At 33.0% G+C, this 25,961-nt stretch carries 28 protein-coding genes; all 28 read right to left on the bottom strand.

The window, feature by feature from the left end:
* Positions 1–2: 2 nt before the first annotated feature.
* The 28 genes from BQ7352_RS13835 to rfbA all read right to left on the bottom strand — a co-directional run bounded on the left by BQ7352_RS13835 (position 3) and on the right by rfbA (position 25,954).
* The gene (locus tag BQ7352_RS13835; RefSeq protein ID WP_072449747.1) at positions 3–422 is read right to left on the bottom strand and encodes a GtrA family protein; all 420 of its coding nucleotides are present in this window, start codon (positions 420–422) and stop codon (positions 3–5) included.
* Positions 400–1,107 carry a glycosyltransferase family 2 protein gene (locus BQ7352_RS13840; RefSeq protein WP_242948599.1) on the bottom strand — a complete coding sequence of 236 codons (708 nt, stop codon included), beginning with the start codon at positions 1,105–1,107 and terminating at the stop codon, positions 400–402. Before BQ7352_RS13840 ends, BQ7352_RS13835 begins: the two co-directional genes overlap by 23 nt.
* 176 nt (positions 1,108–1,283) lie before the next feature.
* Positions 1,284–2,900: an IS66-like element ISRgn2 family transposase gene (locus BQ7352_RS13845; protein ID WP_072449749.1), complete on the bottom strand. Its 1,617-nt coding sequence runs from the start codon at positions 2,898–2,900 to the stop codon at positions 1,284–1,286.
* Between the two features lie 151 nt (positions 2,901–3,051).
* Complete coding sequence (gene tnpB, locus BQ7352_RS13850) at positions 3,052–3,396, bottom strand: IS66 family insertion sequence element accessory protein TnpB (protein WP_003023173.1); 345 nt, start codon at positions 3,394–3,396, stop codon at positions 3,052–3,054.
* Positions 3,390–3,803 (bottom strand): IS66 family insertion sequence element accessory protein TnpA, encoded by a 414-nt coding sequence (gene tnpA, locus BQ7352_RS13855; protein WP_200791357.1) that lies wholly within the window; start codon positions 3,801–3,803, stop codon positions 3,390–3,392. The genes tnpB and tnpA overlap by 7 nt, the downstream gene beginning before the upstream one ends.
* Positions 3,804–3,964: 161 nt before the next feature.
* Complete coding sequence (locus BQ7352_RS13860; protein ID WP_072449750.1) at positions 3,965–4,588, bottom strand: hypothetical protein; 624 nt, start codon at positions 4,586–4,588, stop codon at positions 3,965–3,967.
* A 2-nt stretch (positions 4,589–4,590) separates the two neighbouring features.
* Positions 4,591–5,898 carry a nucleotidyl cyclase domain-containing protein gene (locus BQ7352_RS13865; RefSeq protein WP_072449751.1) on the bottom strand — a complete coding sequence of 436 codons (1,308 nt, stop codon included), beginning with the start codon at positions 5,896–5,898 and terminating at the stop codon, positions 4,591–4,593.
* The gene (locus tag BQ7352_RS13870) at positions 5,885–7,405 is read right to left on the bottom strand and encodes a B12-binding domain-containing radical SAM protein (RefSeq protein ID WP_072449752.1); all 1,521 of its coding nucleotides are present in this window, start codon (positions 7,403–7,405) and stop codon (positions 5,885–5,887) included. Before BQ7352_RS13870 ends, BQ7352_RS13865 begins: the two co-directional genes overlap by 14 nt.
* Positions 7,392–8,144: a nucleotidyltransferase domain-containing protein gene (locus BQ7352_RS13875; RefSeq protein WP_072449753.1), complete on the bottom strand. Its 753-nt coding sequence runs from the start codon at positions 8,142–8,144 to the stop codon at positions 7,392–7,394. Before BQ7352_RS13875 ends, BQ7352_RS13870 begins: the two co-directional genes overlap by 14 nt.
* A complete protein-coding gene (locus BQ7352_RS13880; RefSeq protein WP_072449754.1) occupies positions 8,123–8,698 on the bottom strand; it encodes a hypothetical protein in 576 nt (191 codons plus the stop codon). Before BQ7352_RS13880 ends, BQ7352_RS13875 begins: the two co-directional genes overlap by 22 nt.
* A 29-nt stretch (positions 8,699–8,727) precedes the next feature.
* Positions 8,728–9,282, bottom strand: a complete 555-nt coding sequence (locus BQ7352_RS13885; protein WP_072449755.1) for a Pycsar system effector family protein — start codon at positions 9,280–9,282, stop codon at positions 8,728–8,730.
* 312 nt (positions 9,283–9,594) lie between these two features.
* Complete coding sequence (locus BQ7352_RS13890) at positions 9,595–10,962, bottom strand: hypothetical protein (RefSeq protein WP_159430649.1); 1,368 nt, start codon at positions 10,960–10,962, stop codon at positions 9,595–9,597.
* Positions 10,880–11,182: a hypothetical protein gene (locus BQ7352_RS13895; RefSeq protein ID WP_072449757.1), complete on the bottom strand. Its 303-nt coding sequence runs from the start codon at positions 11,180–11,182 to the stop codon at positions 10,880–10,882. The genes BQ7352_RS13890 and BQ7352_RS13895 overlap by 83 nt, the downstream gene beginning before the upstream one ends.
* 5 nt (positions 11,183–11,187) lie before the next feature.
* The gene (locus BQ7352_RS13900; RefSeq protein ID WP_159430650.1) at positions 11,188–11,562 is read right to left on the bottom strand and encodes a VanZ family protein; all 375 of its coding nucleotides are present in this window, start codon (positions 11,560–11,562) and stop codon (positions 11,188–11,190) included.
* Between the two features lie 181 nt (positions 11,563–11,743).
* Positions 11,744–13,171: a lipopolysaccharide biosynthesis protein gene (locus BQ7352_RS13905; protein WP_072449759.1), complete on the bottom strand. Its 1,428-nt coding sequence runs from the start codon at positions 13,169–13,171 to the stop codon at positions 11,744–11,746.
* Positions 13,164–13,844, bottom strand: coding sequence for a CatB-related O-acetyltransferase (locus tag BQ7352_RS13910; RefSeq protein WP_143143404.1), 681 nt, complete (start codon positions 13,842–13,844; stop codon positions 13,164–13,166). The genes BQ7352_RS13905 and BQ7352_RS13910 overlap by 8 nt, the downstream gene beginning before the upstream one ends.
* A 4-nt stretch (positions 13,845–13,848) precedes the next feature.
* Complete coding sequence (locus BQ7352_RS13915) at positions 13,849–15,039, bottom strand: O-antigen ligase family protein (RefSeq protein ID WP_072449760.1); 1,191 nt, start codon at positions 15,037–15,039, stop codon at positions 13,849–13,851.
* A gap of 1 nt (position 15,040) precedes the next feature.
* Positions 15,041–15,898, bottom strand: coding sequence for a glycosyltransferase family 2 protein (locus BQ7352_RS13920; RefSeq protein WP_072449761.1), 858 nt, complete (start codon positions 15,896–15,898; stop codon positions 15,041–15,043).
* Positions 15,895–16,986, bottom strand: coding sequence for a glycosyltransferase family 4 protein (locus BQ7352_RS13925; RefSeq protein WP_072449762.1), 1,092 nt, complete (start codon positions 16,984–16,986; stop codon positions 15,895–15,897). The genes BQ7352_RS13920 and BQ7352_RS13925 overlap by 4 nt, the downstream gene beginning before the upstream one ends.
* 6 nt (positions 16,987–16,992) lie before the next feature.
* Complete coding sequence (locus BQ7352_RS13930) at positions 16,993–18,120, bottom strand: polysaccharide pyruvyl transferase family protein (protein ID WP_072449763.1); 1,128 nt, start codon at positions 18,118–18,120, stop codon at positions 16,993–16,995.
* A gap of 53 nt (positions 18,121–18,173) precedes the next feature.
* Entirely contained in the window at positions 18,174–19,436 is a 1,263-nt protein-coding gene (locus BQ7352_RS13935) for a glycosyltransferase family 4 protein (protein ID WP_072449764.1), read from the bottom strand.
* A 5-nt stretch (positions 19,437–19,441) separates the two neighbouring features.
* Positions 19,442–20,098: a D-sedoheptulose-7-phosphate isomerase gene (locus BQ7352_RS13940; protein ID WP_072449765.1), complete on the bottom strand. Its 657-nt coding sequence runs from the start codon at positions 20,096–20,098 to the stop codon at positions 19,442–19,444.
* Positions 20,099–20,121: 23 nt separating this feature from the next.
* Entirely contained in the window at positions 20,122–21,408 is a 1,287-nt protein-coding gene (gene gmhB, locus BQ7352_RS13945; RefSeq protein WP_072449766.1) for a D-glycero-beta-D-manno-heptose 1,7-bisphosphate 7-phosphatase, read from the bottom strand.
* A gap of 13 nt (positions 21,409–21,421) precedes the next feature.
* Positions 21,422–22,423, bottom strand: coding sequence for a GHMP family kinase ATP-binding protein (locus tag BQ7352_RS13950; protein WP_072449767.1), 1,002 nt, complete (start codon positions 22,421–22,423; stop codon positions 21,422–21,424).
* 27 nt (positions 22,424–22,450) lie between these two features.
* On the bottom strand, positions 22,451–23,053 hold the full coding sequence (gene rfbC, locus BQ7352_RS13955; protein WP_072449768.1) for a dTDP-4-dehydrorhamnose 3,5-epimerase: 603 nt from the start codon (positions 23,051–23,053) through the stop codon (positions 22,451–22,453).
* Positions 23,054–23,085: 32 nt separating this feature from the next.
* Positions 23,086–24,000: a dTDP-4-dehydrorhamnose reductase gene (gene rfbD, locus BQ7352_RS13960; protein ID WP_072449769.1), complete on the bottom strand. Its 915-nt coding sequence runs from the start codon at positions 23,998–24,000 to the stop codon at positions 23,086–23,088.
* Between the two features lie 21 nt (positions 24,001–24,021).
* Entirely contained in the window at positions 24,022–25,041 is a 1,020-nt protein-coding gene (gene rfbB / locus BQ7352_RS13965; RefSeq protein ID WP_072449876.1) for a dTDP-glucose 4,6-dehydratase, read from the bottom strand.
* A 16-nt stretch (positions 25,042–25,057) separates the two neighbouring features.
* On the bottom strand, positions 25,058–25,954 hold the full coding sequence (rfbA, locus tag BQ7352_RS13970; protein WP_072449770.1) for a glucose-1-phosphate thymidylyltransferase RfbA: 897 nt from the start codon (positions 25,952–25,954) through the stop codon (positions 25,058–25,060).
* Positions 25,955–25,961: the final 7 nt, after the last annotated feature.

Raw genomic sequence — 25,961 nt, forward strand, 5'->3', positions numbered from 1 at the left:
CACTATTTCTTTTCCCTTTTTTTAAATATAACCCATTTACTCGCAATATAATTCAACAGTATTACAATAATATTTGCAACAAATTTACTGAAAATATCACTTAAATGCAGAATACTAACAAATAGGAACATGCTTCCCCAGTCCACAACTCCTGTCGTTAATCGACAAAGAAAGAAATAACATGCCTCTCTTCCGATTTCGCTTCTGCTTTGCGCATTACTTTTAAATACCCATTTACGATTTGTAATATAAGCAAATAACACCGCTAAAAACCACGCTATAATTGTACTAGGCATCAATCCAAATTTCAATAAATATGCACAAATCCAATATCCTATTACATTTACAAGCGTTGTGCACACTCCAAAAAATAAATAAGGAAGAACGTCTTTATATTCCTCAATTTTTTCTTTTAAATTCATTTTTCATTTCCTTCCTAAAACTATGAAAATCCCCTAAAGCTTTCCAGCCAATCTTAACTATTTTAGGAATATTAATTGAGTTTACACCTGCCTGACGTGATTGAAAAGATATTTCATGAAAAAATAATTTTTCGCCGCAATAAGCATAATATGTAACCAGCATAATGTTAGGCAAATTGTAATTATATGGTATTTTATAGAGATATTTTTTAACAACATCTGTTTTCATTAAACGAAATGGAGCATTTGCATCTGGAACCTTCACTCCAAAATACATCCTTAGCAAGAAACAAACTACTTTCTCTACAAAAGCTCTGTCCTTCCCGTCTCCTCTTACTGTTCTATTTCCAAACACACCACTGTATTCTTTTCTCATATTCCAAAAGGCAGCAAACTCATCGGGATTTGTTTGACCATCAGAGTCTGTCTGAAATATATAGTCACATTTATTTTTTATCGCATAATCATAAAGAGCAATTAGCTTAGGACCATGATATTGTTCTGTATCTTCTAAAATTTCAATTTTAGGATATTCTTTCTGTAATTCTATCAAAATTTCATGAGTTCTATCTGTACTCCCGCTATCTGCAATCACCAATTTTGAATTTTCTGCTTTTCCATCTAAAACTGCATACCATTGCTTTACTACTTTTTTTATATTCTTTTCTTCATTATAAGCTGGCATTACAATATAAAGCGACTCCATTCCTTTTCTCCTCTTTTCACAAAATATTTCTATAATCCCAATTTTACTAGCTAAATAAAATCCCTAGCCATTATATAGTAAGCGCAAAATATTGCTACGCTGCCCATGAATCACGCTTGCACCAAAATGATAGATGCAAGCGTTTTGCGCTATGTTTAGTTTTGACAGTTCGCTTTCGCAGTCTCGCTCCATGGGGCAAGCTGTTCCAGCTGTTCATCTGACATTTTAGCGTCTGGCCGCTGTGATAAGAGGTATGTCAGATATTTGTAGGTATTCAGGTCATTCGCTTTTGCCATCTCAACCATTGTATACACAATAGCGCTAGAGGCAGCTCCCTTCGGACTGGCACTGAACAGCCAGTTTTTCCGGCCAACAGTGAATGGTCTGATTGCATTCTCGCTAAGATTATTGGATAAACTGCAATGACCGTCTTCCAGATAGGTCATCAGGGTGTCTTTCCGATTTTGGGCATAGTTCACCGCTTTCGCCAAACGGGTTCCCTTATTTGGACGCTGTTGATCCAGCCAATTCCAGAATGCCTCCAGTATCGGCTTCTCCTTTTCAAGACGGAACTGTTTTCTCTGCTCCGCAGTATGATTTTTTGCTTTTGAGTACCGCTCACAATCAAACAGCTTGGAGCAGAATTGTACTCCCTGCACCGCCGGAAGGCTGTAATCATACTCTTTCCCTTTCGGTATGGCATCTGTGAAATAACGTCTCACATGTGCCCAGCAAGAGCAGCGTTTGATATCCGGCAGATCGTTATAACCCTGGTATCCATCGGTCTCCAGATATCCACGGAACCCCTGCAGGAAAGATGCCGCATGGAACTTTGCCCTTGTCTCTGTGTAATGATAGAGCAGGATCGGCGGAAGCCCATCTTCTCCACTGCGGAAGAGCCACATCCAGGAACCTGTTTCAGGATTGCGCTCCGGCTCATTCAGTACCTGAACCCGGGTTTCATCTGCCATCAGATATTTACGCATCCGTAACTGACGGTGAAAATAATCATAAACATGACAGAGGTAATTCTCGGCACAGTAAATGATCCAGTTAGCAAGCGTAGCCCGGCTTAATGGGACACCCAGCTGCTTCCATTCCGATTCCTGCCGGTTTAATGGCAGACCATTCTGGTACTTCTGGTGCATTGCCCATCCTACAACGGATTCCGATGCATAACTTTCTGGGATCAATGGTTCCTGGACAGGCGCTTTGACAAATGTCTGATCATCCGGGTGTTCCTCTGATATGGCACACTCCGGGCATTTATAGGTTTCACGATAGATATTTACTACTTTCCCTTTGGCAGGGGTAAACCGGAATTCATGGCGGACGAATTCTTTCCCAATACATTCCATCTGTGTTCCGCAGGTTGGACAGTTCCGCTCCTCCTCCGGAAGAGAAATGATCTCGTCGCAGGAAGGGACATTTTTAAAGAGATCTGCATGTGTCCGTCGTGCTTTTCGCTTATGTTCCGGAACAGTGATGTCATCAGGAAGTTCCTGTTTCCATGTCGGATCTGCCTCCTGCTCGGCTTCATCAAAAAGATTCAGCTGACCATCGATATCTTTCCGTTTTTCACTGGAAGTACCAAAGAGTTTCTTCGTGAGATATTCAATCTGCTGACGAAGGTTTTCTTTTTCCAGACGGTCTGCTTCCAATGTTTTTTGTAAAGACTGGATCAGTTCTGTCTGTGCGGAAATCGTCTTATTCAGTTGGTTGATCATGTCCTTGTACGCAAGGATTTTTGAATCTTTTGAATTATCGGCCATATGTCTTCTGCTCCTTTTTCATTGCTCTTATTATACCATAAAAAGCAATGAAAAAGAAGCAGAAAATCCAGTATTTACAAGGGATTGCAGACATGATACAGGGTGTGGAAAGCTCTCCATTTTTGTTGGTTGGCATAGAGTTTTTACACGATCATTGCGTAGGTTTGAATGCCTTTGGCTGTTCGATTTCAAGACCGGACATGAGCCAGTCGAATTGCTGCCAGGTCAGTTGCTTTACTTCCAGCTGATTTCTGGGCCAGCGGAACCTGCCCTGGACTTCCATGCGTTTATACAGCAGCACAAATCCGTCAGACTCCCAGAGCAAAGCTTTGATCCTGTCACAACGTTTTCCACAGAAAAGATACAGGGCGCTTCGCCTTGGATCCATATGGAGTTGTTCTTCTACAATAGCACACAGCCCGTCAATGGATTTCCGCATATCCGTTCTGCCTGTTACGATATAGATTTCATCGGCGGCTGTGATATCCCCTAACATTCCAACTCCTTCACAATGCGGAGCGTTTGAGCCAGAAGCTGAGGATCTGTTCCATTTGGTATTGTTAGATGGAAGCTTCCTACAGACAGCTTCATTGGCTCTGCTACGGAAAGGTTATTTCTTTCCGTAGCTACCGGAATCACATTGAATGGCTGTTCATATGGGAGCGGGTCAGTATCATGAAAATCCACTCTGACAACTTCCTGGCTTTCCGGTGCACGATAGCTGCGTCCGGTTGACGCTGGCAAATCCACACAACCTTTCTGACGCAGCCTTTTTACCCAGTTGTAAAAAGTCCCCGGTTTGATGTCGTGTTCCACACACCATTGATGATCTGTCAATCCACTTTGACGGCATTCCATGATGAGACGGTATTGTTCTTTGGCAGGTATTCTTTTGCTTCTCATGAGCACACCTCCATAAATCGGATAGAGTAAAATGCTCGCATCTATCATTTCTGGCAAGAGAAGATAAAGTGAAATGCTTGCATTTTCTAATGATTATTATGGATTCATTTTTAGGGCAACACAATCCGTCGAATTATTTTGCGCTTACTATACAAAGTTATTTATATTACAATTGATAAATTTAATATTTTTTTCAAAGTTTCTTTATCCTTTATAATATCTAACGTATTATCAACCACATCAATCCCCTTGAATTTGCCGCTTTCTAATACCGACGATACAACTACTTCATTTAGTGGCATAAAATCAACCACATTCTTATCCAATACTTCCAAATCAATTTTAGAAATACCTTTTACCTGTAAAAATTCAATATAATAAAAAGTCCAGATATTCTGTGTTTTCGAATATTTTAACCATATTTCAGGTTTAATTGGAGATTCCTCTAATTTAACTTCACCATTTGGGATTTCTAATAATTTCAAAAAATTATCTTCCGCTTTGCAGACACGATTTTGAACGTTTTCTCTTGGTATAATTTCTTTGTAAAATTCCTCCACTATTTCTTGATATGTTTCTCCCTTAAAATCATATACATCATTAACCGAAGAAAAATAAGGATACCATTGATTCCATTTTTGAGGTTCATAATTAAATAAAAGCAATCCTTTATCTGGTGTACAGAGCAATATATTAGTTGCTATAGCAAAACGATGTGGAACACACTCTGCAGGAATCTTTTTTTCCAAGAAATCCGGTGTTTTTAAAATTTTAAAGTTCTGCATAATTAATCCTCCTTATATATAAGCTTTGACTTTATTATAGTTTCCCTGTATTTTTCTTTTGAATGCACTTTGGTATATTTCATGTCTTGTAATATCTTTATATTATCTAAATATAGCTGTTCATTCAAGCAAATAATTATCCCTGTTTTTAAAAATTCCTTATTAGTACCTATGTATTCCTGTAAAAATTGATCCATTCGACTAAGTGTAATAAATATTTCACCTGATACTTGCTTCGAAGAACTCAGCCCAGCTAACTTACCATAAAAATATTCCCCTGATGTTAAAGCTACTCTTAAGCATATGCTTTCTCCTACTTTTTCAGCTAATCCATCTATATCTTTTTTTATCTCCGTTATACATTCTAAGATCAATGCTATTTCATTTCTATTTTCAAATGGTAAAACGCCTGTAATTCCATCGCCCTCAATAGTATATTGATAAACTCCAAATTCTCTCATTCTATTTTCAAAAATACTTGATAACCCTGCTACAAAATGTATGGCAATTTCTTTTCCGGATTCATCAAAACTTTTCATTTGATCAGCTATTTTATTATATAATTTCGTAAATCCAACAATATCAATTTTGAAGATTAATCCTTGCAATTTATATTTTAAATATTTATTAGTAATAGCATTTGAATATTGCATCAACTTATTATATGATGACTTTATCAAATATACGACATTCGACGATAAATGTTTGTTATCAAAATATATCTCATCGTTTCTAATATCATATTTAGAATTTAATGGATAATATCTATAACTATGTAACCCTTCCGGATCAGCTAAATTTAAAAGTCCCAATGAATCAATCTGTGTAATATAGTGTTCTTGAATATAATAGCATTTCCACTTGTCAGGTTGTCGTGCAGATATTTTATATTCTATATAATGTCTCCCTTCTTTCTTTTCATAATCAGAAATTCCCATGTGATAAAAGCGATAATTTTCTAATTCATCTAATAACTCTTTATGTGACTCTATTTGTTCATTATAAAATTTTACTATTGATTTTATCGACTTATATCTTTTTGTCCCGTTTTTCTGAAACAAATATGCCATATATGGTACTGACCAAATACAATCATTTATTGTATTATTTATAGTTACTTCTGTATAGCTCGGATATTCAAGTACCATATACTTTTGTTTTGCAGAAGAAAAAACTCCATCCATATCATCTAAAATAATAATAAATAAATCCAAATACCAATATTCTGCTGCTTCAAAAGGGACTGAATCATCACTTGTATAATCATCCAAAATGCAGCATTTTTCACCTTTAATATCAATCACACTCATATTGTCCCTCTCTTTCCAGGCATTCATTATATATTGTTAATATTGTTTCTGGTGATATTTTCTTTTTCTCCTTATACTCATTAATACATGTCCTTAAAAAATTATAGCTACAGCTACGCAAAAAAGCTAATCTTTTTTGAGCCATTTCTTTTTGTTCCAAAGTATTGGTCGAACGTAAAATATACTGCAAGTGATATGATTCTTTCAAAATTTCAGAATCCATTTTTTCTATATAATCACTTATCAGATTAATTAGTGGATCTGTAAACTTATATACATAAAATAATTCATCAATGTCTAAATCAGATGTTATTAAATTTCGCCTTTTATATTCTTGAAAAAATCTTGTATGTGGAGTAATACGAAGTTTTTTAGCAAACCTAGATATTGAATTAATTAATCCTGTTCTTTCGATAAAATCAAGATTTTCTTCTAATTCCTTCATAGTTGTATCCGCATCAAACATAATAAATCCAACATCAATTTGAAATCTATATTTCTGAAGCTCATATATTATTTTTTCATTTTCTTTTGATGATACACCTTTGTTAAAACGCAATAGCTGACTATCACTTCCAGATTCTATACCTATAAATAACAAGAAAATTCCGACTTCTTTCATTCTTGCTAAACAAAAATCCAAATCTTCACCAAGCCCTAGTAAAGTTAAAACACTTGTACTACCTCCAAAAAATACCTTATTTTTATATTTGCGACTAATTTTCTCAATTATAGAACACAACGTTATAATATGATCATAATTTCCAATGAAGTCTTCATCCGTAAAAATTATTTGTTTTGCCCCTGATTTAATTAATAAATCTATTTCCTCTTCAATCTTTGAATATGAAAACATACGCCACTTTACATTACAATATTTCCAAGGCATAATGCAAAATGAGCATTTATTCCATGGACAACCTCTACTAGTTTCCATACGAACTAATCCATTTTGCTTTATAATTTCCGAAACTTTATAATGGCGGGGACAACCTTGAGTCTTTAGATCACATACTTCTTTCCTAGTGAAATATACTGCCTTTTCATTTTCATCCCAGAAAGTAATGTTCGGGATTTCCTGCTGTTTTATTATTTTTTTTAATTCCTTTATTGATTCGACTGAATATGCCAGTCTTAATAAAATTTCAAGATTTATTTCTCCTTCACCCGTATTAAATATAACATTCCGATAAATATAAGCTAACTTATCAGCAGCACATATTGCCAATATTCCCCCTAAAATAACAATTTTATTTTTACAAAGCTCTAATATCTTCTGTAATTCATTAAACGAAGAAATCTTGCTTGAAATTAATATAATGTCGTATTGTTCTATTTCAAAATAATTCTTATCATCAATATCTCTGTATATAAAAAAAGTATTATTTTTATTAAATAATTTTTTAGGAAAATACTGTGCTAAAACATCAACATTAATTGGTTCATTAATTTCTGCTTGACTGTACTCCATATTAATAAAAAGAAGTTTTTGCTCAACTTTCGACATGTAACTGACTCCTTTTTCGTATATCTACATTCATAATAATCTTTTGAAAAAGTTTGTCCAATTTTTCTGCTGTAAAAACTAAGGTGTTTATTTTTCCATCTATTATATATATTTCTTTTAAACAATCATTTACATCTAAATATCCCTTTTCTGGGCAACTCTGAGATTTGGAAAAATCTTCTTTTTCAATTCTTACACACCGAATCAAATAATTTTTCATACGTTCCAGACAGCGAACAGCATACCAATAATCTTCTTTTGAAATTGCCTGCGAAAATCTCTTTCTCTCAAACCCATAAAGAGTTCCATAATCTTTAAGTCGCTCTTTTTCCAGTTTGCTTACCAAAAAATCATTATCATTTGCTTGCTCTACAAAATGTTGATATACATTGTCAGTATCCTTTATGATTTTATTAGTTGAACGTATACCCATTTCTTGTATTCTTGCTTTAGATATAATAGAAATATCATATATAATTCCATCTGAATCTATCGCTTTAAACAAATATCCCCAATTTTCTAAATAAAAAACTTCAGCCGCATATTTTACACATGAAATTTTCTCAAGAAAACTTGCAAACTCTCTCCGAAATAATTCAAATTTTTTATCACATACAACACAAAACAAATCATAATCTGAATTAGGTGTATTTTCTCCTCTTGACCTCGAACCTCCAAGTGCAATAGCGATTATTTCTTTACATGAAATTAATTCTTCTAAAATTTCTCCATAGTCCACTTTTCATCCTCCGTATATTTCCAAAAAACATCACTATTACAAAACCTGGAATATCCTGTAAGACCTTCCCTGCAAAAATTTTCAAAATTTAAATGACCTGGTAATTGAAGCTGTTGAGTCCTAATCTTACTCCATTTTTGTGGAATTCCTGGCAAAGGTAAACAACAATCGTGTACAATTATCGCATAAACAAATTCTATATCAAATTTTATTAGGCTATATATTCTATGCATCCCATCACCCAAATAAAATTTTCCTCCACGATTTTCTATAATAGGTGGTACAATTATGTGTTGACTTCCATCAGCATATGTAATCATGTATGGATAAAATAAAGGAATATTATATTTTTTACAATTATCTATACTTTTTCGTGCAAATTTCAATCGTTCAGTATATACATTTTTACATAAAGGTATTATATCACGAGTTTTTATCTTCTGTATTTCCCACCTGGATGACACAGGAAATTGTTCCTGTAAACAATTTGTAATCTGTTCAATTTGTTCAAAAGTGCATTTCTCTAGAAACTTTATCTCTGATCGCATATTCACTCTAGTCCCCTCCCTAAATTCACTTTTTCTCAATATAAATTTAATCCAATTAGAAGTATTATTACAAATAGAATCAAACCAACACAGGTCCACCTAAGTCCTGTATTATAATTTTTATATTTTTTACTGGCAATTTTAGAGTTTACATAAATTTGAGAAAGGTAATCATCTAAATAAGATTTTTTGTTCATTTTCATAATATCTTCTCGAAATAATTCAAATGTTTTTCTTTCCCCAATACTTTCAAAAAATAATATGGAGTTCTTTTCTTTACTACTCTTTATTTCTACTCTTGCAATCAAAACAAACACTAAATGAACAATACCATATACTAAAATACCAATTGATACAGTAAAAAAACACAAATATAACCATGTGCTAATCTTATTCTCTAAAAATAACTTATTAAATAGTTCCCCCATAGCACTTAAGCTATCGCTAGTAAAGATAATAGTCAATAATACACCTATTAAAGCTAATATTATACTAGCTTTAGAATCGCAACTATTAATCCAGTTATTAACTCTTTCCAATGACAACCTAGCTTCCTCTATCTGTTCATCTATATTTAGTTTTTCTGCCATTACAGTTTTCCTTCCTCATTTTCTATAATTATACATCCCATATATTCTAAGTTCAATCTATTTATTATTTTAGGGTGAATTTAACAAATATTTTCACTATTCCATTCACGTTTTCTTCAAAATATTCACTTAATCCGCATCACCATGTCAATCCAATCACATATAATATAATATTTCTGGAGATTATGTATATCTTTTCTTTCATATAAGCTACTCTGGAAACAACTGTAAATTTCAGAATTTCCGGAACATATTTTCTATTCACACAATTCAATAATTTCCATATAAATGTCTGAAGTAAAGGTTGTTTCATTATTCAAATACAGCTATTCGTGATGCCTTTCTCTCTTTATCTGCTGGCACTAAATCAATCTTGATTCGTTTATCCTCTGACTGCTGTGCTGCTATAAAATCTTTGTACGCTTGATCTGGATTCGCAAATCTACAACATTTCAATTCATTACTGATTTTAATGTCTTTAATCCATAACTGTTGAATTTTGATATTAACAATTTCTGTATACTTAATAGAAAACTCTGGCTTAAATAAATCTTTTGTATCTACTTCTGTTGCAGGAGTCAATCTTGCCTCTGCATTATATGAAGTCCATTGCATTTCCTGTGGAATTTTCCTAATACTATTAGCCAGAAAATAAAGCATCTCCTGATCATCATTATCAAAGCCATCAGAAATACTGAATGATACTCCAAATTCTGATTCTACCAAAATTACATTTTTTATTAACTCCAAATCTCCTTTTAACTCTTCAATACTTTCTGAACTAAGCGGTTCTTGCAATGTTGCTTTGAATAATTCTTCTTTTTCTTCCTTTGTTTCTATTTTTATTACTGAGCCTTTTAATGCAGTCATCTGGAATAGCGTAAATTTTCTCACATCACTCCATGTACCAAAACTCAATCTATAAGTAAGTGATATTTTTCTATCCACTAAACTGTATACGATTATAATTTTCAAACCATCATTGTCATTTTCATTTGCGATACATAAAATATGTTTATCTGGATCAACTGGTTGAATCTTCATCATCACATCATATTCCAAGTCAGAGCCATCTACCTTTAATATACACGAAATTGCTTCCGGTAATTTTTCAGGCACTAATCTGAAATTAGTATTTTTTACTTCTTCTAAAAAGCCATCTTGATATGGATCTATTTCCTCACCAAGCATTTTTATCATTTCAACTGGTTCTAACTCAACAGGCTTTTGCGAAATATATGCTCTTCGTGCCATTTCTTTCAACGAGTATTTTCCAGCTACTTCTTCATCCGCAATTTTAAATCTTCCCTTTATCCGATTTGGATATTTTGTTTTAGCTTCTGGAACAAGTGGTCTACTATATAAAAAATTTTTACCATTGATTTCCTGGATTCCAGTTTCATAATACGGATATAATTTATGCTGTGAAGCTAATGATGCTCTTATGCTCTCAAAACATTTTGTCAATTTTTCAGAATTTTTTCCTATATTACGAATTGCAATCGCTGGATCATTAATCGTTATATAATTATTTTCTACAGATGAATCCTGTATGATGTTCCCATTAACTATGTCTGCAGAAATATTATTCTTCTTTTTATTTTTCTGAATCCTGCCAAACATCACCATCAACCTTTTTAACATTAATCTCATTCTTTTTTGAAGTCTTCCGTATAACACTTGAATCTCCCTGTGCTTGAGTATGCATATCCTGATGAATTGAGCCTTTAATTTCACCACTGGTAATTTTATTCTTTTTCATCGTATGTTCTTTCCACTTTGCACCAGCTATAAAAGAGCATGTCCACCCCGCCAAACAACTTATTAAAAAAGCCCCCAGTGCAGTTCCCGGATCAAGCAGGTTTTGGAATTGTCCCCCTAACCAATATAAAGCTTCCATTAATTTTAGTTCCTTTCACACATTTTTCTCCAAATAGTATTCAAAAATTTTATAAAAATATATCCCAATATTCCTCCAAGAATATTCATAATAACATCATCTAACTGGCAATATCCTCTACCAGTAATTAACTGGATTCCTTCTATAAGACAAGATGCCGTTATATATATGAATATTTCTTTCGTTTTGGAATTTTTCTTTTTTCTAATGGCTCTTAACATGCCAAATGGTATAAACATAAAAATATTTTCTATAACATACGCTTTTGCTTGCGTAGAAGCTCCCCATGTAGCAAAAAGTTGTAAATCTATACCTTTTCTTGAACCTGGCTCTCTGGAAAAAATAGTTATCATAATTACTATTAATACATATGCCAGCATACAATACCACCATATAATACTACATAATGTTAATTTCTTATTTTTCCATAGCACAATACTAATAGGCATAAGTCCCAACATTGCCAAGGTTAAACACAAAGGAACATAAGATAATGGCTCCTTCATGTTTAACAAAATCATTGATAAAATATTTTCTCATTCCCTTCTTATTGTTCCAGTATCATACCTTCCTTTCAAATACTTTTCTTAGACTTGAAATTATAACATTTTTAAAAAGTAAATATGTAACCGCACTATACACAACAATGTAAATCAAAAATCCTAACCATATATTTGAAATCGCACTTGATGCATAAAAAATCGTAATCATAAATAATAAATATATAAGATTTTTCCATCTTCTATATCCTATTTCTTTAACAAAGTATTGTTCTATAAATACATACCATATAACCATTGTAATTATGGATGCAACTGATATAGATGCCGGTGTCTTAAAAGTGACATACGCAATTCCATTTGCTAAAGCTGATATTCCCAATACAATTAAGCTCTTAAAAAAATAACGTAGATTTTTTCCCAATACTTTATAATAGTTGTGCATTACAACCGTCACAGCGGAACTTATTGCAAGTCCTGGAAATATTATTCTAAAAATCACTAAGGAATCGTTATATTTAGGTAAAAACCATTTTACAAACCAGCATAAAGGAAAATATACTGCATTTGCAGCAAATACTAATAAAAGCATAAGTGCTATAAGTCTTGGATAATTCTCAACCATACTTTCCTTTGTAGATCTTTTTAATGTAGGATAAAGAACTGTTGCTATAGCAGATGTTGCTACTGTAACCAGTGAAAGCATGTTATAGGCAAAAGCATATACAGCATATGTTGAAGTATCAAATAAAATATTTACGAACTGTCTGTCTAATGTTAAAATCAGCGTAGCACATAGATTTGCAAATAATAATGGAAAACCTATTTTTATAAGATGAATGACTTCTCCTCTCATATCACTCATCCTTTCTGATTTTCCAAAGGAAATACTTCGATATGTATATACATACCATACGGTCAATAATACATTTACCAACACCAATGCAAAGACGTAAATCTGATATCCAATTTCGCTTTTTTGAGTATAATAATATCCAAACATAAGTAAAACAATAACTATGTTACTCGCCGATTGTAATACTTTTCTAATAGAATATTCACGAAACCGCTGCGTAAATTGTGATATTTGTTGATAATACCCCGTTACATTCACCGCTATCATATCTATTCCTAATAACAAAATAATAAATTTAAAATCACCATTTTTTAGGAAAAAGCTAATTATTGCCAGTACAATAAATCCAATAAAATGTACAAACATATACCATTTGAAAAAGCTCCGGAACTTTTCTTTATTCAATTGTTCAAAATTGTAACCACCATAATCAAGAACAATTCCATCAATAATTCCCAGACTAAAAAATCCAATATATGTTGTATACAAAGTAAATGTTTTATACAATCCATAACTATCTACGCTCAATATTTTAGGTATAAGGAAACCTATTACAATACCAGATAATATGGTCGTACAATTACTTAAAGTCACTCCTATAATGCTTGTTATTGTTTTCTTACTATTATTCATCGGTATCCTTGTAAACTCCCATTTTAATTAATCTTTCTTTTATTTCATTTACAGGTGTCTCTTCAATTGAATAATTGAATAAATCCGGATTATTTTTTACCACACTAAAATCTATTTTAGAATAATCTATATTACGCATCACTTTAATCATTTCTGGACTAAATCTGTATTTAATAACTTTGGCTGGTACTCCGCCAACTATGGCATACTCTGGAACGTTTTTGGTTACTACTGCTCTGGTGGCAATAACTGCCCCCTGACCAACTGTAACTCCCGATAATATTGTAGCACCATAGCCAATCCAAACATCATCTTCTATAATTATTTTTCCTTTCGATAAACTGTCACTTAATACTTTTTGGTCTGGTGTATATCTCATAAACGGAAACGTTGATATATAACTCATATTATGTTCGCCTGCCAATAAAAAATTAACATCATCAGCTATTGAACAATAATTCCCAATTTCCAGTCCAACCATATTTGATGGATCATGATCAAAATTATTAACATTTAATACTCCATAGCTTTCTTTTTCAACAGTAATGCAATCCAAATTACATATTTTCCCTATAGAAGTATGATTATGTTTGTTTTCTTTTTTCCATTCCGCATTTAATCTCGACAATATAATTTCTTTCTTAATTTTTTTCAATATATATTTGGATTTCATATACTTACTTTTCCTTTCCATAATATATGCCAATAAATAACATTAATAATGTTGATATACTTAACCATCCATATATATCATAAAAAATAGCTGTAACATAACCGCCACCTAATATTGAAAGAATTAGCATTTCCTGTTCAGGATCACAAGCAGTTTTAAAATAATTTTTAACAATTTTAATTGCAAATAAAATTATCATTAACAGTCCAAGTAATCCATAATTATATAAGATCGTTAAATATTGGCAATCTGTTGTTGCAAAGGATGCTAAGGTAATCGTTGTCATTTCCATTACACTGTTAGCTGCTCCTTCACCATATCCAAAAAATATATGAATTGGATTTCCACCTATTAAACGCATAAAAATATACGCATAACTTCCTAGTCTTTGTGTAGCTGATGCACTTTCCATTGTTCCAGAAAATCTTGAAAAAATAAACTCATAAATTGTTTCAAACTGTGGTGTAAATGTGAAAACAATCCCAGCAGCAATACAAAATATTAAAAAAAAGATTTTTTTCTTATCAAGTTTATCAGAACTACTTTTAATAAGAAATAATACCACCATCAAAGCTAACGCTATCCATGCAGATCTACTTCTAGTAGAAAGTAGTCCCATAATAATATATATATTAAATACTCCCCTTACCAATACAGATTTAAACAAATACAGCGTCATCCAAAACCCAAATATTAGTATACTTCCATATGTTATTGGATGTCCAAAAAAAGAATCCATCCTACTATTATAACCCCAACCAATTCCTGCAATATTTTGATAAAATCCATATGCAACAGAAATCAGTATTAAAATATAAATAATATAATACATTTTTTTTCGGCTTTTCTCATCTGAATATTCTGAATAATAATACCCAACTAAAATTGTACAAAAAATTCTTAATGTCCTCCAAAGCATTTGGACAAGTGCATAATCACTTCCAATAAATCCGTTAAAAAAGGTACTTCCGATTGTTAGCATACCATATAGTAATATTGGATAAATTTTCTTTTTTATCGTACAATGATTCTTAAACATGAAAAAGTAACAACATATACCCAGAATAGTATAGTAAAATATCATATTTAAGCTTCCGTCGTAAAATGTTACTAAAACACTCATTATTAGCATAAAAATTATAAAAATATTTTGAATATTTTTTTCTATGGTGCTTTTTTTTACCATCAATTGCATTTTAGATTTCCTTTCTTTTTCCCATGTATCCTTTCTTATAATCTAACAGAGCTTGAAATGTAATAGCCTCATTGGAATTTTTTATTATTCCCTCTATTCCACGAACAATTCTCGTAAATAAAGTATATATCCAACATCTTTTTTCAAAATTATACTTCTTCATTATGTAAAAACGATTTCTGACATTATAATAAATGCTAAGTTCTGACTTTCTCCCTGCTGTTCTACCTACTTTATGATATACAACAGCATCCTTATTATAAAAAATCTTGAATCCATTTTGGAGTATTCTAATTGAATAATCCATATCCTCATAATACATAAAATATTCTTCTGCCCAGTATCCTACTTTTCCAATAACCTTTCGTGGCATCAATAGACAACAGCCCGATGCATAATTACAGTATTTACTTTCTTTGTCATTTCCATTACTCACTGTACATCTTGAATAATTTATTCTTCCATCCGCATACCATATCTCATTGGGTTCTGAATAAAAGTAAATGGATGGCGTTACTACTATGTTATCATCTGCAACATTTACCATCTTTTCCAAGAAATCAGGCTTAACTTCTGTATCGTTATTTAACAACATAATATAATCTGCTCCATGATCCATAGCATAACGAATACCTATATTATTTCCTGCCGAAAATCCATTATTTTCTTCAGCCAACTTTACTATGCAATCTGGATTTTCTTCTTTTAATCTCTCATAAGATCCATCATCAGAACAATTATCGACTACAATAATATGATAATTTTGATAACTAACTTTTCTAAGACTGTTTATACACGCTGTTGTATCTTCATATCCTTTATAATTCAGAAGAATTATAAATACCGATTTTTCTTTCATTTTTTATTTTCTATCTCCTCGTATAACTTGACATATTCATCCGCTATATCATCCCAATCAAAATTCTTTAAATATTCGTCTGCTAACCTATTGTGTTTCTCATAATCATATTTTCCATTTACAATCACCATCATCTGTTCAACCAACGAATCTATACTTTCTAAAGAAAAGAAAAGGCCATAATTTTTTGATATTTCACGATTTGTTGGAATGTCACTTAAAATAATTGGTGTATGACAATACATACATTCTAATTGTGTTGAACCAAATCCCTCATATACTGTAGGAAAAATATATGCTGCTGCCCTACAATATAATCGGCTACAATCATCATTTGATGTATACCCTGTAAATATAATATCCTGTGAGAATTTAGATTCTTGTGCTACTTTAAAAAATTCTTCATATCCAAAACCTGGCCTACCTGCAAGCACTAACTTATAATTATGTGCCTCTTTTGTTTTTTCTTTTAACTTTATAAAAGAGTCAATTATTAAACCTACATTTTTTCTTTTTTCAATCGTTCCAACAAATAAGAAAAACGGATTATTTTCCACATTTTTCAAATTTTCATTATCAAATTGATCCATATTATCTATTTTCTTTATATTATCATAATTTCCCGGATATATTGGCGTTACTTTTTGTGAATATCTTGGAAAATATTCTGTCATTTCTTTTTTGACAGAATTTGAAACAGTTACTATAGCATCAGCATTTTTCATAATTCTTTTTATTTTTAATCTTGATGTTAATGCCGTAAAAAAAGACATTGTTTCCGGATGAATAAAAGATGTTAAATCATGAACCGTAACCACATATTTTACACCTTTTACTTTTTTCATAGGTAAAAATTGCCCTGCGAAATGAACAATATCATACCCTTCTATTTTTCTTCTAAATTGAGAACTATTTATGTATCTCATATATTGTAATCTTTTTAACTTTCGATTTTTAGATGTTGCCTTATAATCACTCAATTCAACATTACATCCTCTATTTTTTAAAGATTTATATAAATACAGACAATAATTTCCAATGCCTGTTCCTAATTGTATTCTCAGTCCATCATCTATCAATACTTTCATAAATCATTACTCCATATATTCTTTTAAAATATAATAGTTTTCTAAAGATTCTTTTTTTAATATATCACTTTGTTTTACTAACTTTTCACGAATCTCTTTTTCATCTTTAATCATCATACATATTTTTTTCATCACGTTTTTTGAATCTAAATTAATATATTTTTTTTGGATTCCATTATTATCACCAAAATCAATATTATATTCTTTCATGTTTATGCGAGCCATTAATTTACTACTCTTATCACCATACGATATTGAACACATCGGAATATCATATATTGTTGACAGCACAATAGCATGAAATCTCATACATAAAGAAAATTGACCCTTAGCAATTTCATCAGTAATTTTATCTATATCTTTCGAATATTCTATACTATGACAATGTTTAGAATTCACTTTGCCGCAAATCATATCATCAAATTTTTGATCTTTTGTGTTTGTAAATGGAATCAAATATACTTCATACCCCATACTAATGATTTGTTGGACAATTTCAACAATTTCTTTTTCAAATACTTCTTTATCCAAATCTGGAAATATATCAAATATATCCGCCAAAAAAATATTGAATCTTTTATTCTCTTTCTGTAATTTTTTTACAAAACGTGAAAACACAATATCCGCTGTTGGCTGAATGTATTTTTCACTTTTAATAGGCTTGATTTCATCATCTTCTCTTAATTTTAATTCTCTAATTGTAAAACTATCTACCATTCGAGTTAAAATTTCCAGCCAAAAACGGTTACTTTTTCTCAAGAGATTTTTTTCTTCAACCCCAACGCCAAGACATATACACTTCTTTTTTTTGATTTTCATTATAAATGCAATCATTGAATAAAACATTAGTCTTGAGGCTGTCCATGAGGGAAAAATTCCTCCACCTCCTATAATAAACAGATCAGCCTCATTCCACGCAAATTTCAATGCCGCTGATATTGTTCTTTTTTCTTGTCTTTTTATATTATTTTTTTTTAGTATCTGTTCCTCCTGATCTTTTTTTATAAATACACTTACTTCTGCTGTTTTATCTATGTCACGAATCCATGATAACATTGTATCAAGAATCAAATCATCTCCAAGGTTATCAAAACCATAATATCCCCATATTCCTATTTTCATATTTCTATACATACCCTTGCTTCCCAAATATGTAATTCCTTTCATGCTTTACTTTATGATTAACGTTATTTTATCGTTTTTAACAATTTGTCAAATTTATTTTTCGTTACATTCCATGTATAATTTTGATTTATAAATTTATTCCCACTTTCACCGATATAATGTCTAAAAGCATCATCTTCTAATAGCTTTACAACCGATTCTGCAAACTCATCACTATTATCAACCATAATCCACTCTTGCATATTCTCTGCATCGATATTTTCTGCACCTATTGTTGTTGTAATAGTCGCTATTCCCATTGCCATAGCCTCAAGATTTTTTGTTTTAATTCCACTACCAAACGTCATGGGACATACAAATACCTTACATTTTTCCAGATAATCTCGTACATCATCTACTCTTCCAGTAAAATGTACATGATCTGATTCAAGTTTTCTCAAATCTTCTGAAGCTCCACCACCTATAACTAAAAACTTAGCCTCTGGTCTTTCCTTTACTATTTGCGGTAAAATATCCGCAATAAAATGTCTAACTGCATTTTCATTATGTGCTACACTCATTGCCCCTAAAAAACCGATATAATTTTCTTCAGAAAAATTTTCTCTGTACGAAAAATAATTAACATCTACCCCAATAGGAATAGCGTATGCTTTATCTTCATGTAATTCTTTATTAAGTGCATCAACCTCTTTTTGAGCCACTAAAACAGTCTTATCACACTGCTTTGCAATTTCCAACTCATATTTTTTTAGCAATTTAATTTCATTTTTTACCACATAAACCTTCAATGGTTTCCATAACATAATCTTCTGAATAATTTCAGGAACAGTATTTAAAAAAGCTCCATATGGATTTATACCTGAAATATCATAATCAAGCTGTCGTTGATAACGTAATGAAATACGATCATCTAAATCTGCAATACGGTATATCGGATAATTCTTAATATATTCTGTACTTCTGACCATATCACCAATAATTATATCCGGTTGTTCTTCCTTCACTATTTTATCAATCACAACCTTAGCATTTGGATTCCAATATAATGAAACCTGCATTGGCTTTTTCTTCAATAATACAGAATCCACAAAAATATTTTTAATCTTTGTCGTTGCTGATGGTTTTGGCAATATTTCCAGTCTATCAATAAATTCTGGTCTTAATTGAGGGTCATCTCCTTTTTCAAGAAAAGCTGCAACTATTAGTCTATATCCCAATTCTTCAGATAATATCCGGCAATAATGATATAAGGAAGTTTTTCTACCCGAAGTTGCCGGAAATGGCAACCTCGGCATAACAAATAATATTTTTTTTGTTTTATTCATTTTGTTTACGCTCCAAAAAATTTATCTTCAAGCATAAGACACCAACAATGATAAATTGGCAAATGTAATTCTTGAACCATATATGTTTCTGTTGCTGGAGCTTTCACAGCCACATCCGCTACCTTGGCTAATTCGCCACCTTTTTCTCCCGTAAGTCCAACAACTTTAATTCCTAATGCACGTGCAACTACAGTAGCAGGCAACACATTTTTACTATTTCCAGATGTGGAAATTCCTAAGAATACATCTCCTTCTTTTCCAAATCCAAATAACTGCTGTGCAAATACACCTAAACCATCAACATCATTAATATATGCTGTAGTTAACGCTTCATGTGCTACTAATGGAATCGCCATCAGCGAACACTCCAGATTATTTGCAAGTTGTGATCCTCTCTCTGGATCAATCTCAATAAGTTTATCTGCAAATTCTTTTTTTACCGGACGAGGAGTTTTAAATCTTTTCATTAATTCACCAGCTATATGCTCTGAATCCGCTGCTGACCCTCCATTTCCTGCAATCAACAGTTTCCCACCGTTTTCATAACATTCTTCCATAACTAAATATGCGTCAATAATAGACTGTTCAATACTCTTTAATACAGGGTATCTTTCTACTAATAAATCAATGTGTTTCTGTAATCTTTCTTCTAGTTTTCTCATTGCTTTAAAACTCCTTTTTCCAATTACAACATTTTATCTACAAACTCTTTTAATGATGAAACAGTATAATCCTGTTGATAATCTTGACTACCAATTAATACTGTTTTACATCCAGCATTTTTTCCTGCCAGAACATCATTTTCACCATCACCTATCATCCAAGATTTCTCTAAATCTATGTTAAAATCTTCTGCTGCTTTTATCAGCATACCAGGCTTCGGTTTTCTACATTCACACTCTACCTTTAATTCAGGCCTTTCACCTTCATATCCTTTGTGTGGATGATGTGGGCAATAATATAATCCATCTATATACGCACCATCTTTGCCTAATAAAGTTTCCATTTTGTTGTGGATTTTCTCCAATTCCTCAAAACTTACTTCCCCACGAGCAATCACTGGTTGATTTGTCACTACAACCGTCAAATATCCCGATTCATTTATTTTTTTAATTGCTTCCGATACACCATCAAGTAATTCAAACTCATCTATATTTCTCAAAAATCCAACATATTTGTTAATTGTTCCATCTCTATCAAGAAAAATAGCCTTCTGTTTATTTTTTAAGTTTTTTCCCTGAACATTTCCGGCTTTAAAATCTTCACACACTGCATAGTATCTATCTGGTGTTCCCATATCTTTTACATATTCAGGGCTATCATAACAAAACATCTTACCAGTTCCAGATAAAGGTTTTAAAAGCTGTCTATCCAAATCAATTTTAGGAGTGTCAATTTCTTGTTTCAAAATTTCTGGTGAAATTACATGAAGACCAGCATTGACTCTGTTTTTATAATAAGTTGGTCTCTCATCTTCTTTTGCCAGCCACTTCTGTACAGTCCCATTTTCATCTGCTATAATCAGACCACTATCATACGGATGACTATTAGGATGTGTAAATAACGTAACCATTCCACCATGAGATTTATGGAATTCAACAAATCTGTTAAAATCCACATCAAACATTGCATCAGCATTTAAAAGAAGAAAGTCTTCTGTCAACTTGTCTTTGATTTTAAATAAAGCACCAGCATTTCCTAAAGGTTCTTTTTCAAAATAATACTCAATGTTTACACCAAAACTCTTACCTGTTACCGGAGAAATACTGCTTCCATCACCAAAATAGTCCATTATTATATTACCCAGATGACTTACGGTAAGAATAATGTCTTTGAAACCCTGATCTCGTAAGCATTCAATCTCATGTTCCAAAACAGGTTTGCCTTCAATTTTTATCATAGGTTTTGGAATGTCACTGGCAACTGAAGAAATTCTTGTTCCCTTTCCGCCAGCCATAATTACAACTTTCATGTTATGTTTCTCCTTACACTAATGGTTCATATGATTCTGGAGTATAATGGATAACTCTTGTTCCTCCATCTTCAAAAGAAAATGGAATATACATCAATTCCTTCATTGCTTCTCTAACTTCTGCTTGTTTTTCTGGTTGTACATAAAAAACTAAGAAACCGCCTCCGCCTGCACCAAGTAATTTTCCTCCTAATGCGCCAGCTTTGATTCCTTTTTCATACAGAATATCTATATTGCTTGTAGAAACTGCATTTCCAGTTTGTCTTTTTAATTTCCATGTATGATCTAACATGCGTCCAAATTCATCTAAATCGACTGTTTTATCTGTTAATACCTTTTCCGCATCATCTACTAAAGAAAGCATTTCTTTAAGCTGTGCTGTCTTGTCTACTTTTCCTGCTGCATTTGCTTTCTGAACATCTGATGAAAAACGTGTGAATCCAGTAAAGAACATCATCAAGTTTTGATTAAGCTGTTTTTTTCTCTCTGGAGAAATAATTAAAGGAAGTACTTCATAGCCTTCATCTGTAAAGTTAATACGATTAAAACCTCCAAATGATGCTGCTATCTGGTCTTGCCAACCGCCAGCTTCCTGGCACAATTCTCTCTCCAAATAAATTGCTTCATCTGCAAGTTTTTTCTTATCAGCATACTTCCCTTTTAATGCGTAAAAAGCATTCAACATACCAACTGCAAAAGAGCTACTCGTTCCTAAGCCAGAACGAGCCGGTAAATCTGCTTCATATGTTAAACGAATTTCATGCATATCCAAAAACTTCATTGCATTTCTAATTGCCGGATGCTGAATATCTTCAACATCTGTAACTCTCTCTGTTTTTGAATAAGAAAGCTCTGTGGAATAATCAAAAAAGCGTGGTAAATGTCTCACATTTACATAACAATATTTATCAAATGTTGTTGACAATACAGAGCCTCCATTTTCCTGAAAAAATGATGGCATATCAGTTCCACCGCCAAAAAATGACATTCTAAAAGGTGTCTTTGTAATAATCATAAATTTCTTCCTCACATATATTAGTTCTTAAAATTTAAACGTATCTTTTAATCCAACCCATTTCTGATCTTTGTCCGATAAATTTAGTTTTGTTCCATCTTTCAGCATATATCCTTCTGCAGATGACGTTCCATTATATCTTCCCACTAAATCCGGCCATTCTATTCCAATTTCTGGATCATTCCATGCAAGACCACCTTCATCACCCGGATGATAAAAATCTGTACATTTATAACAGAATTCTGCCGTGTCGCTTAATACTAAAAATCCATGAGCAAATCCTTCTGAAATGTAAAACTGTTTTTTATTTTCTTCAGTAAGTTCTACTCCATACCACTGACCATAAGTTTTGCTATCAGAGCGAAGATCTACAGCCACATCAAAGACACGACCTTTTATTGCTCGCACAAGCTTTCCCTGTGGATACTGTTTCTGAAAATGAAGTCCTCGTAACACACCTTTTGTACTCATACTTTGATTGTCCTGTACAAAATTCATATCAAGACCTGCTTCTTTCATATCATTAAGATTGTAAGTCTCCATAAAATATCCACGATCATCTCCATGAACGGTAGGCTCAATTACATATAATCCCTCGATTGGAGCCTTTGTCACTTTTATTTGTCCCATTTTTTATTACTTCCTTTTTTTATTTCAAATCTTTAGTATTCAATCTCTTGTAAATATCTGCTCAATGCATCCTGCCATGTTGGTAATGGGGTAAATCCTGCTTCTACAAGTTTGGATTTATCGAGTCTGCTGTTGAATGGGCGGGCTGCTTTGGATAAGCCATATTCTTCTGTGGTCACAGGTACTACGTTTGTGGTATATCCTGCCTGTTTGAAAATCTCACAGGTGAAATCATACCAGGAAATATAGCCGCCTTCGTTGGTTGCGTGATAGTAACCGTATTTATCGGTTTCAATCATGTCTACGAGAAGTCTTGCTAAATCGTAAGTGTAGGTTGGTGTTCCAATCTGGTCGGATACGACACGAACGGTATCGTGTGTTTTTCCTACGTTAAGCATTGTTTTGATGAAGTTCTTTCCATTTACTCCAAATACCCATGCAATGCGGACAATGAAATATTTATCGAGGTTACCGCTTACTGCCTGCTCACCTTCTAACTTTGTCTGACCGTAGACGTTTAATGGTTTGTAGTCAGTACAGTCTGGTAACCACGGTTCTGTACCCTGTCCGTCAAACACATAGTCTGTAGAAATGTAAACCATTTTGGAGTCAAGTTTTTTGCAGACTTTAGCGATGTTTTCTGTTCCACCAGCATTGATAGCACGAACTTTTTCTACTTTATCATCATCTTCTGCGAGGTCTACTGCCGTCCATGCTGCACAGTGGACAACAACATCTGGTTTCTGTTCTGTGAGAACTTTTTCTACTGCTTCTTTATCTGTAATGTCTAAAGAAACATAAGGCATTGTTGTAACGGCACTTCCGTCCTGCACTCCAGAATATTCTGGAGCGATGTCAGAGCCGATTCCTTCATAACCTCTTTTACTTAATTCATTCATGACATCATGACCAAGCTGGCCTGCCACGCCTGTTACAAATACTTTCATTTCTTATCGCTCCTAATATTCTTATCTGTTTCCGTACATTTTCTCGTAGTAGTTCTGATATTCACCGGAAATGATTGTCTCCCACCATTCCTTGTTATCTAAATACCACTGAATTGTCTTTTTGATTCCGTCTTCAAATTTTGTTTCTGGTAACCAACCTAATTCGTTGTGAATCTTTGTTGGGTCGATAGCGTAACGCATATCATGACCTTTACGGTCTGTTACATGAGTAATCAGACTTTCTGGCTTTCCAAGTTCTTTACAGATAATCTTTACAATGTCGATGTTCTTCATTTCATTATGACCGCCGACATTATAAACTTCTCCAACACGTCCGTTATGAATGATTAAGTCAATCGCACGACAATGATCTTCGACATATAACCAGTCACGAACATTTAATCCTTCGCCATAAACAGGTAATGGCTTATCTACTAAAGCATTGGCGATCATTAACGGAATTAACTTCTCTGGGAAATGGTATGGACCATAGTTATTAGAACAGCGACTGATAGTTACAGGCAGTCCGTAAGTTCTGTGATAAGCAAGAACTAATAAGTCTGCTGCTGCCTTGGAGCTGCTGTATGGAGAACTTGTGTGGATTGGTGTCTCCTCTGTAAAGAATAAGTCTGGTCTGTCTAATGGAAGATCTCCATAAACTTCGTCAGTACTTACCTGATGGTATCTCTGGATACCGTATTTACGGCAAGCATCCATCATAACAGCAGTTCCTTTAATATTTGTGTCTAAGAAAATCTCTGGATTCTCGATAGAACGGTCTACATGAGACTCTGCTGCAAAGTTTACAACCATGTCTGGATGTTCTTCTTCAAATAATTTATAGATTGCTTCTCTATCACAGATATCAATCTTGCAGAAACGGAAATTCGGGTTATCCATTACTGGTGCTAAAGTAGATAAGTTTCCTGCATATGTAAGCTTGTCCACGCATACAATTCTATAGTCAGGATATTTATCTAACATATGAAATACAAAGTTACTTCCAATAAATCCGGCTCCTCCGGTCACGATAATTGTCATTCTTCTGCCCTCTTTCTTAATACAAATGTTCCTGGTATTTTCCATCCAGTACGTCTTTCAGATATTGTCCATACTGGTTTTTCTTTAAGACTTCATAAACTTTCAGAACTTTCTCTTTAGAGATCCATCCATTTAAGTAGGCAATTTCTTCTAAGCAGGCAATCTTTCTGTGCTGATGCTGCTCTACTGTCTTGATAAAGTTCGTTGCATCCACTAAAGATTCGTGTGTTCCAGTATCTAACCATGTGAATCCCTGTCCAAGAAGTTCTACATTTAAGCTGTTATCTTCTAAATAGATACGGTTTAAATCTGTAATCTCAAGTTCGCCTCTGGCACTTGGTTTTAAGTTCTTTGCATACTCTACAACACGGTTATCATAGAAATACAGACCAGTTACACAGTAATTACTCTTTGGATGTTCTGGCTTCTCCTCGATAGAAATAGCCTTTCCATTTTTATCAAACTCTACGATTCCGAAACGTTCCGGATCATCTACATAGTAACCAAATACTGTCGCACCCTTTCCTGTTTCTGCATTTTCAACCGCAGCCTTTAATCTCTTCTTTAACCCATGGCCTGCAAAAATATTGTCACCAAGAACCATTGCTACCGGTTCATCACCGATAAATTCTTCTCCAATAATAAATGCCTGTGCCAGTCCATCTGGACTAGGCTGAACCGCATACTGAAGATTTACTCCAAACTGATGTCCATCGCCTAATAAATCTTTAAACCTTGGTGTATCTGCCGGTGTTGAAATAATTAAAATATCTCGAATACCTGCGTTCATTAATACAGACATAGGATAATAAATCATTGGCTTATCATATATTGGTAATAATTGTTTTGATGTGACCATAGTAAGTGGATATAATCTTGTTCCTGATCCACCAGCTAAAATAATTCCTTTCATAAACTCA

It is taken from the genome of Blautia sp. Marseille-P3201T (assembly GCF_900120295.1).
GTDB lineage: Bacteria > Bacillota > Clostridia > Lachnospirales > Lachnospiraceae > Blautia.

What these genes read in the sequence shown, in the direction of transcription:
- rfbC (WP_072449768.1), bottom strand. Translation starts at nt 23,053, where the DNA reads ATGGGACAAATAAAAGTGACAAAGGCTCCAATCGAGGGATTATATGTA.
- gmhB (WP_072449766.1), bottom strand. Translation starts at nt 21,408, where the DNA reads ATGAAAGTTGTAATTATGGCTGGCGGAAAGGGAACAAGAATTTCTTCA.
- BQ7352_RS13940 (WP_072449765.1), bottom strand. Translation starts at nt 20,098, where the DNA reads ATGAGAAAACTAGAAGAAAGATTACAGAAACACATTGATTTATTAGTA.
- BQ7352_RS13920 (WP_072449761.1), bottom strand. Translation starts at nt 15,898, where the DNA reads ATGAAAGAAAAATCGGTATTTATAATTCTTCTGAATTATAAAGGATAT.
- tnpA (WP_200791357.1), bottom strand. Translation starts at nt 3,803, where the DNA reads ATGAGAAGCAAAAGAATACCTGCCAAAGAACAATACCGTCTCATCATG.
- BQ7352_RS13885 (WP_072449755.1), bottom strand. Translation starts at nt 9,282, where the DNA reads ATGGCAGAAAAACTAAATATAGATGAACAGATAGAGGAAGCTAGGTTG.
- BQ7352_RS13845 (WP_072449749.1), bottom strand. Translation starts at nt 2,900, where the DNA reads ATGGCCGATAATTCAAAAGATTCAAAAATCCTTGCGTACAAGGACATG.
- rfbB (WP_072449876.1), bottom strand. Translation starts at nt 25,041, where the DNA reads ATGACAATTATCGTGACCGGAGGAGCCGGATTTATTGGAAGTAACTTT.
- tnpB (WP_003023173.1), bottom strand. Translation starts at nt 3,396, where the DNA reads ATGTTAGGGGATATCACAGCCGCCGATGAAATCTATATCGTAACAGGC.
- BQ7352_RS13900 (WP_159430650.1), bottom strand. Translation starts at nt 11,562, where the DNA reads ATGCTGGCATATGTATTAATAGTAATTATGATAACTATTTTTTCCAGA.
- BQ7352_RS13895 (WP_072449757.1), bottom strand. Translation starts at nt 11,182, where the DNA reads ATGGAAGCTTTATATTGGTTAGGGGGACAATTCCAAAACCTGCTTGAT.
- BQ7352_RS13840 (WP_242948599.1), bottom strand. Translation starts at nt 1,107, where the DNA reads ATGCCAGCTTATAATGAAGAAAAGAATATAAAAAAAGTAGTAAAGCAA.
- BQ7352_RS13935 (WP_072449764.1), bottom strand. Translation starts at nt 19,436, where the DNA reads ATGAATAAAACAAAAAAAATATTATTTGTTATGCCGAGGTTGCCATTT.
- BQ7352_RS13910 (WP_143143404.1), bottom strand. Translation starts at nt 13,844, where the DNA reads ATGAAATCCAAATATATATTGAAAAAAATTAAGAAAGAAATTATATTG.
- BQ7352_RS13865 (WP_072449751.1), bottom strand. Translation starts at nt 5,898, where the DNA reads ATGAGTGTGATTGATATTAAAGGTGAAAAATGCTGCATTTTGGATGAT.
- rfbA (WP_072449770.1), bottom strand. Translation starts at nt 25,954, where the DNA reads ATGAAAGGAATTATTTTAGCTGGTGGATCAGGAACAAGATTATATCCA.
- BQ7352_RS13835 (WP_072449747.1), bottom strand. Translation starts at nt 422, where the DNA reads ATGAATTTAAAAGAAAAAATTGAGGAATATAAAGACGTTCTTCCTTAT.
- BQ7352_RS13870 (WP_072449752.1), bottom strand. Translation starts at nt 7,405, where the DNA reads ATGTCGAAAGTTGAGCAAAAACTTCTTTTTATTAATATGGAGTACAGT.
- BQ7352_RS13905 (WP_072449759.1), bottom strand. Translation starts at nt 13,171, where the DNA reads ATGAATAATAGTAAGAAAACAATAACAAGCATTATAGGAGTGACTTTA.
- BQ7352_RS13860 (WP_072449750.1), bottom strand. Translation starts at nt 4,588, where the DNA reads ATGCAGAACTTTAAAATTTTAAAAACACCGGATTTCTTGGAAAAAAAG.
- rfbD (WP_072449769.1), bottom strand. Translation starts at nt 24,000, where the DNA reads ATGAAAGTATTTGTAACAGGCGTGGCAGGCCAGCTTGGTCATGATGTC.
- BQ7352_RS13930 (WP_072449763.1), bottom strand. Translation starts at nt 18,120, where the DNA reads ATGTATAGAAATATGAAAATAGGAATATGGGGATATTATGGTTTTGAT.
- BQ7352_RS13925 (WP_072449762.1), bottom strand. Translation starts at nt 16,986, where the DNA reads ATGAAAGTATTGATAGATGATGGACTGAGAATACAATTAGGAACAGGC.
- BQ7352_RS13915 (WP_072449760.1), bottom strand. Translation starts at nt 15,039, where the DNA reads ATGCAATTGATGGTAAAAAAAAGCACCATAGAAAAAAATATTCAAAAT.
- BQ7352_RS13950 (WP_072449767.1), bottom strand. Translation starts at nt 22,423, where the DNA reads ATGATTATTACAAAGACACCTTTTAGAATGTCATTTTTTGGCGGTGGA.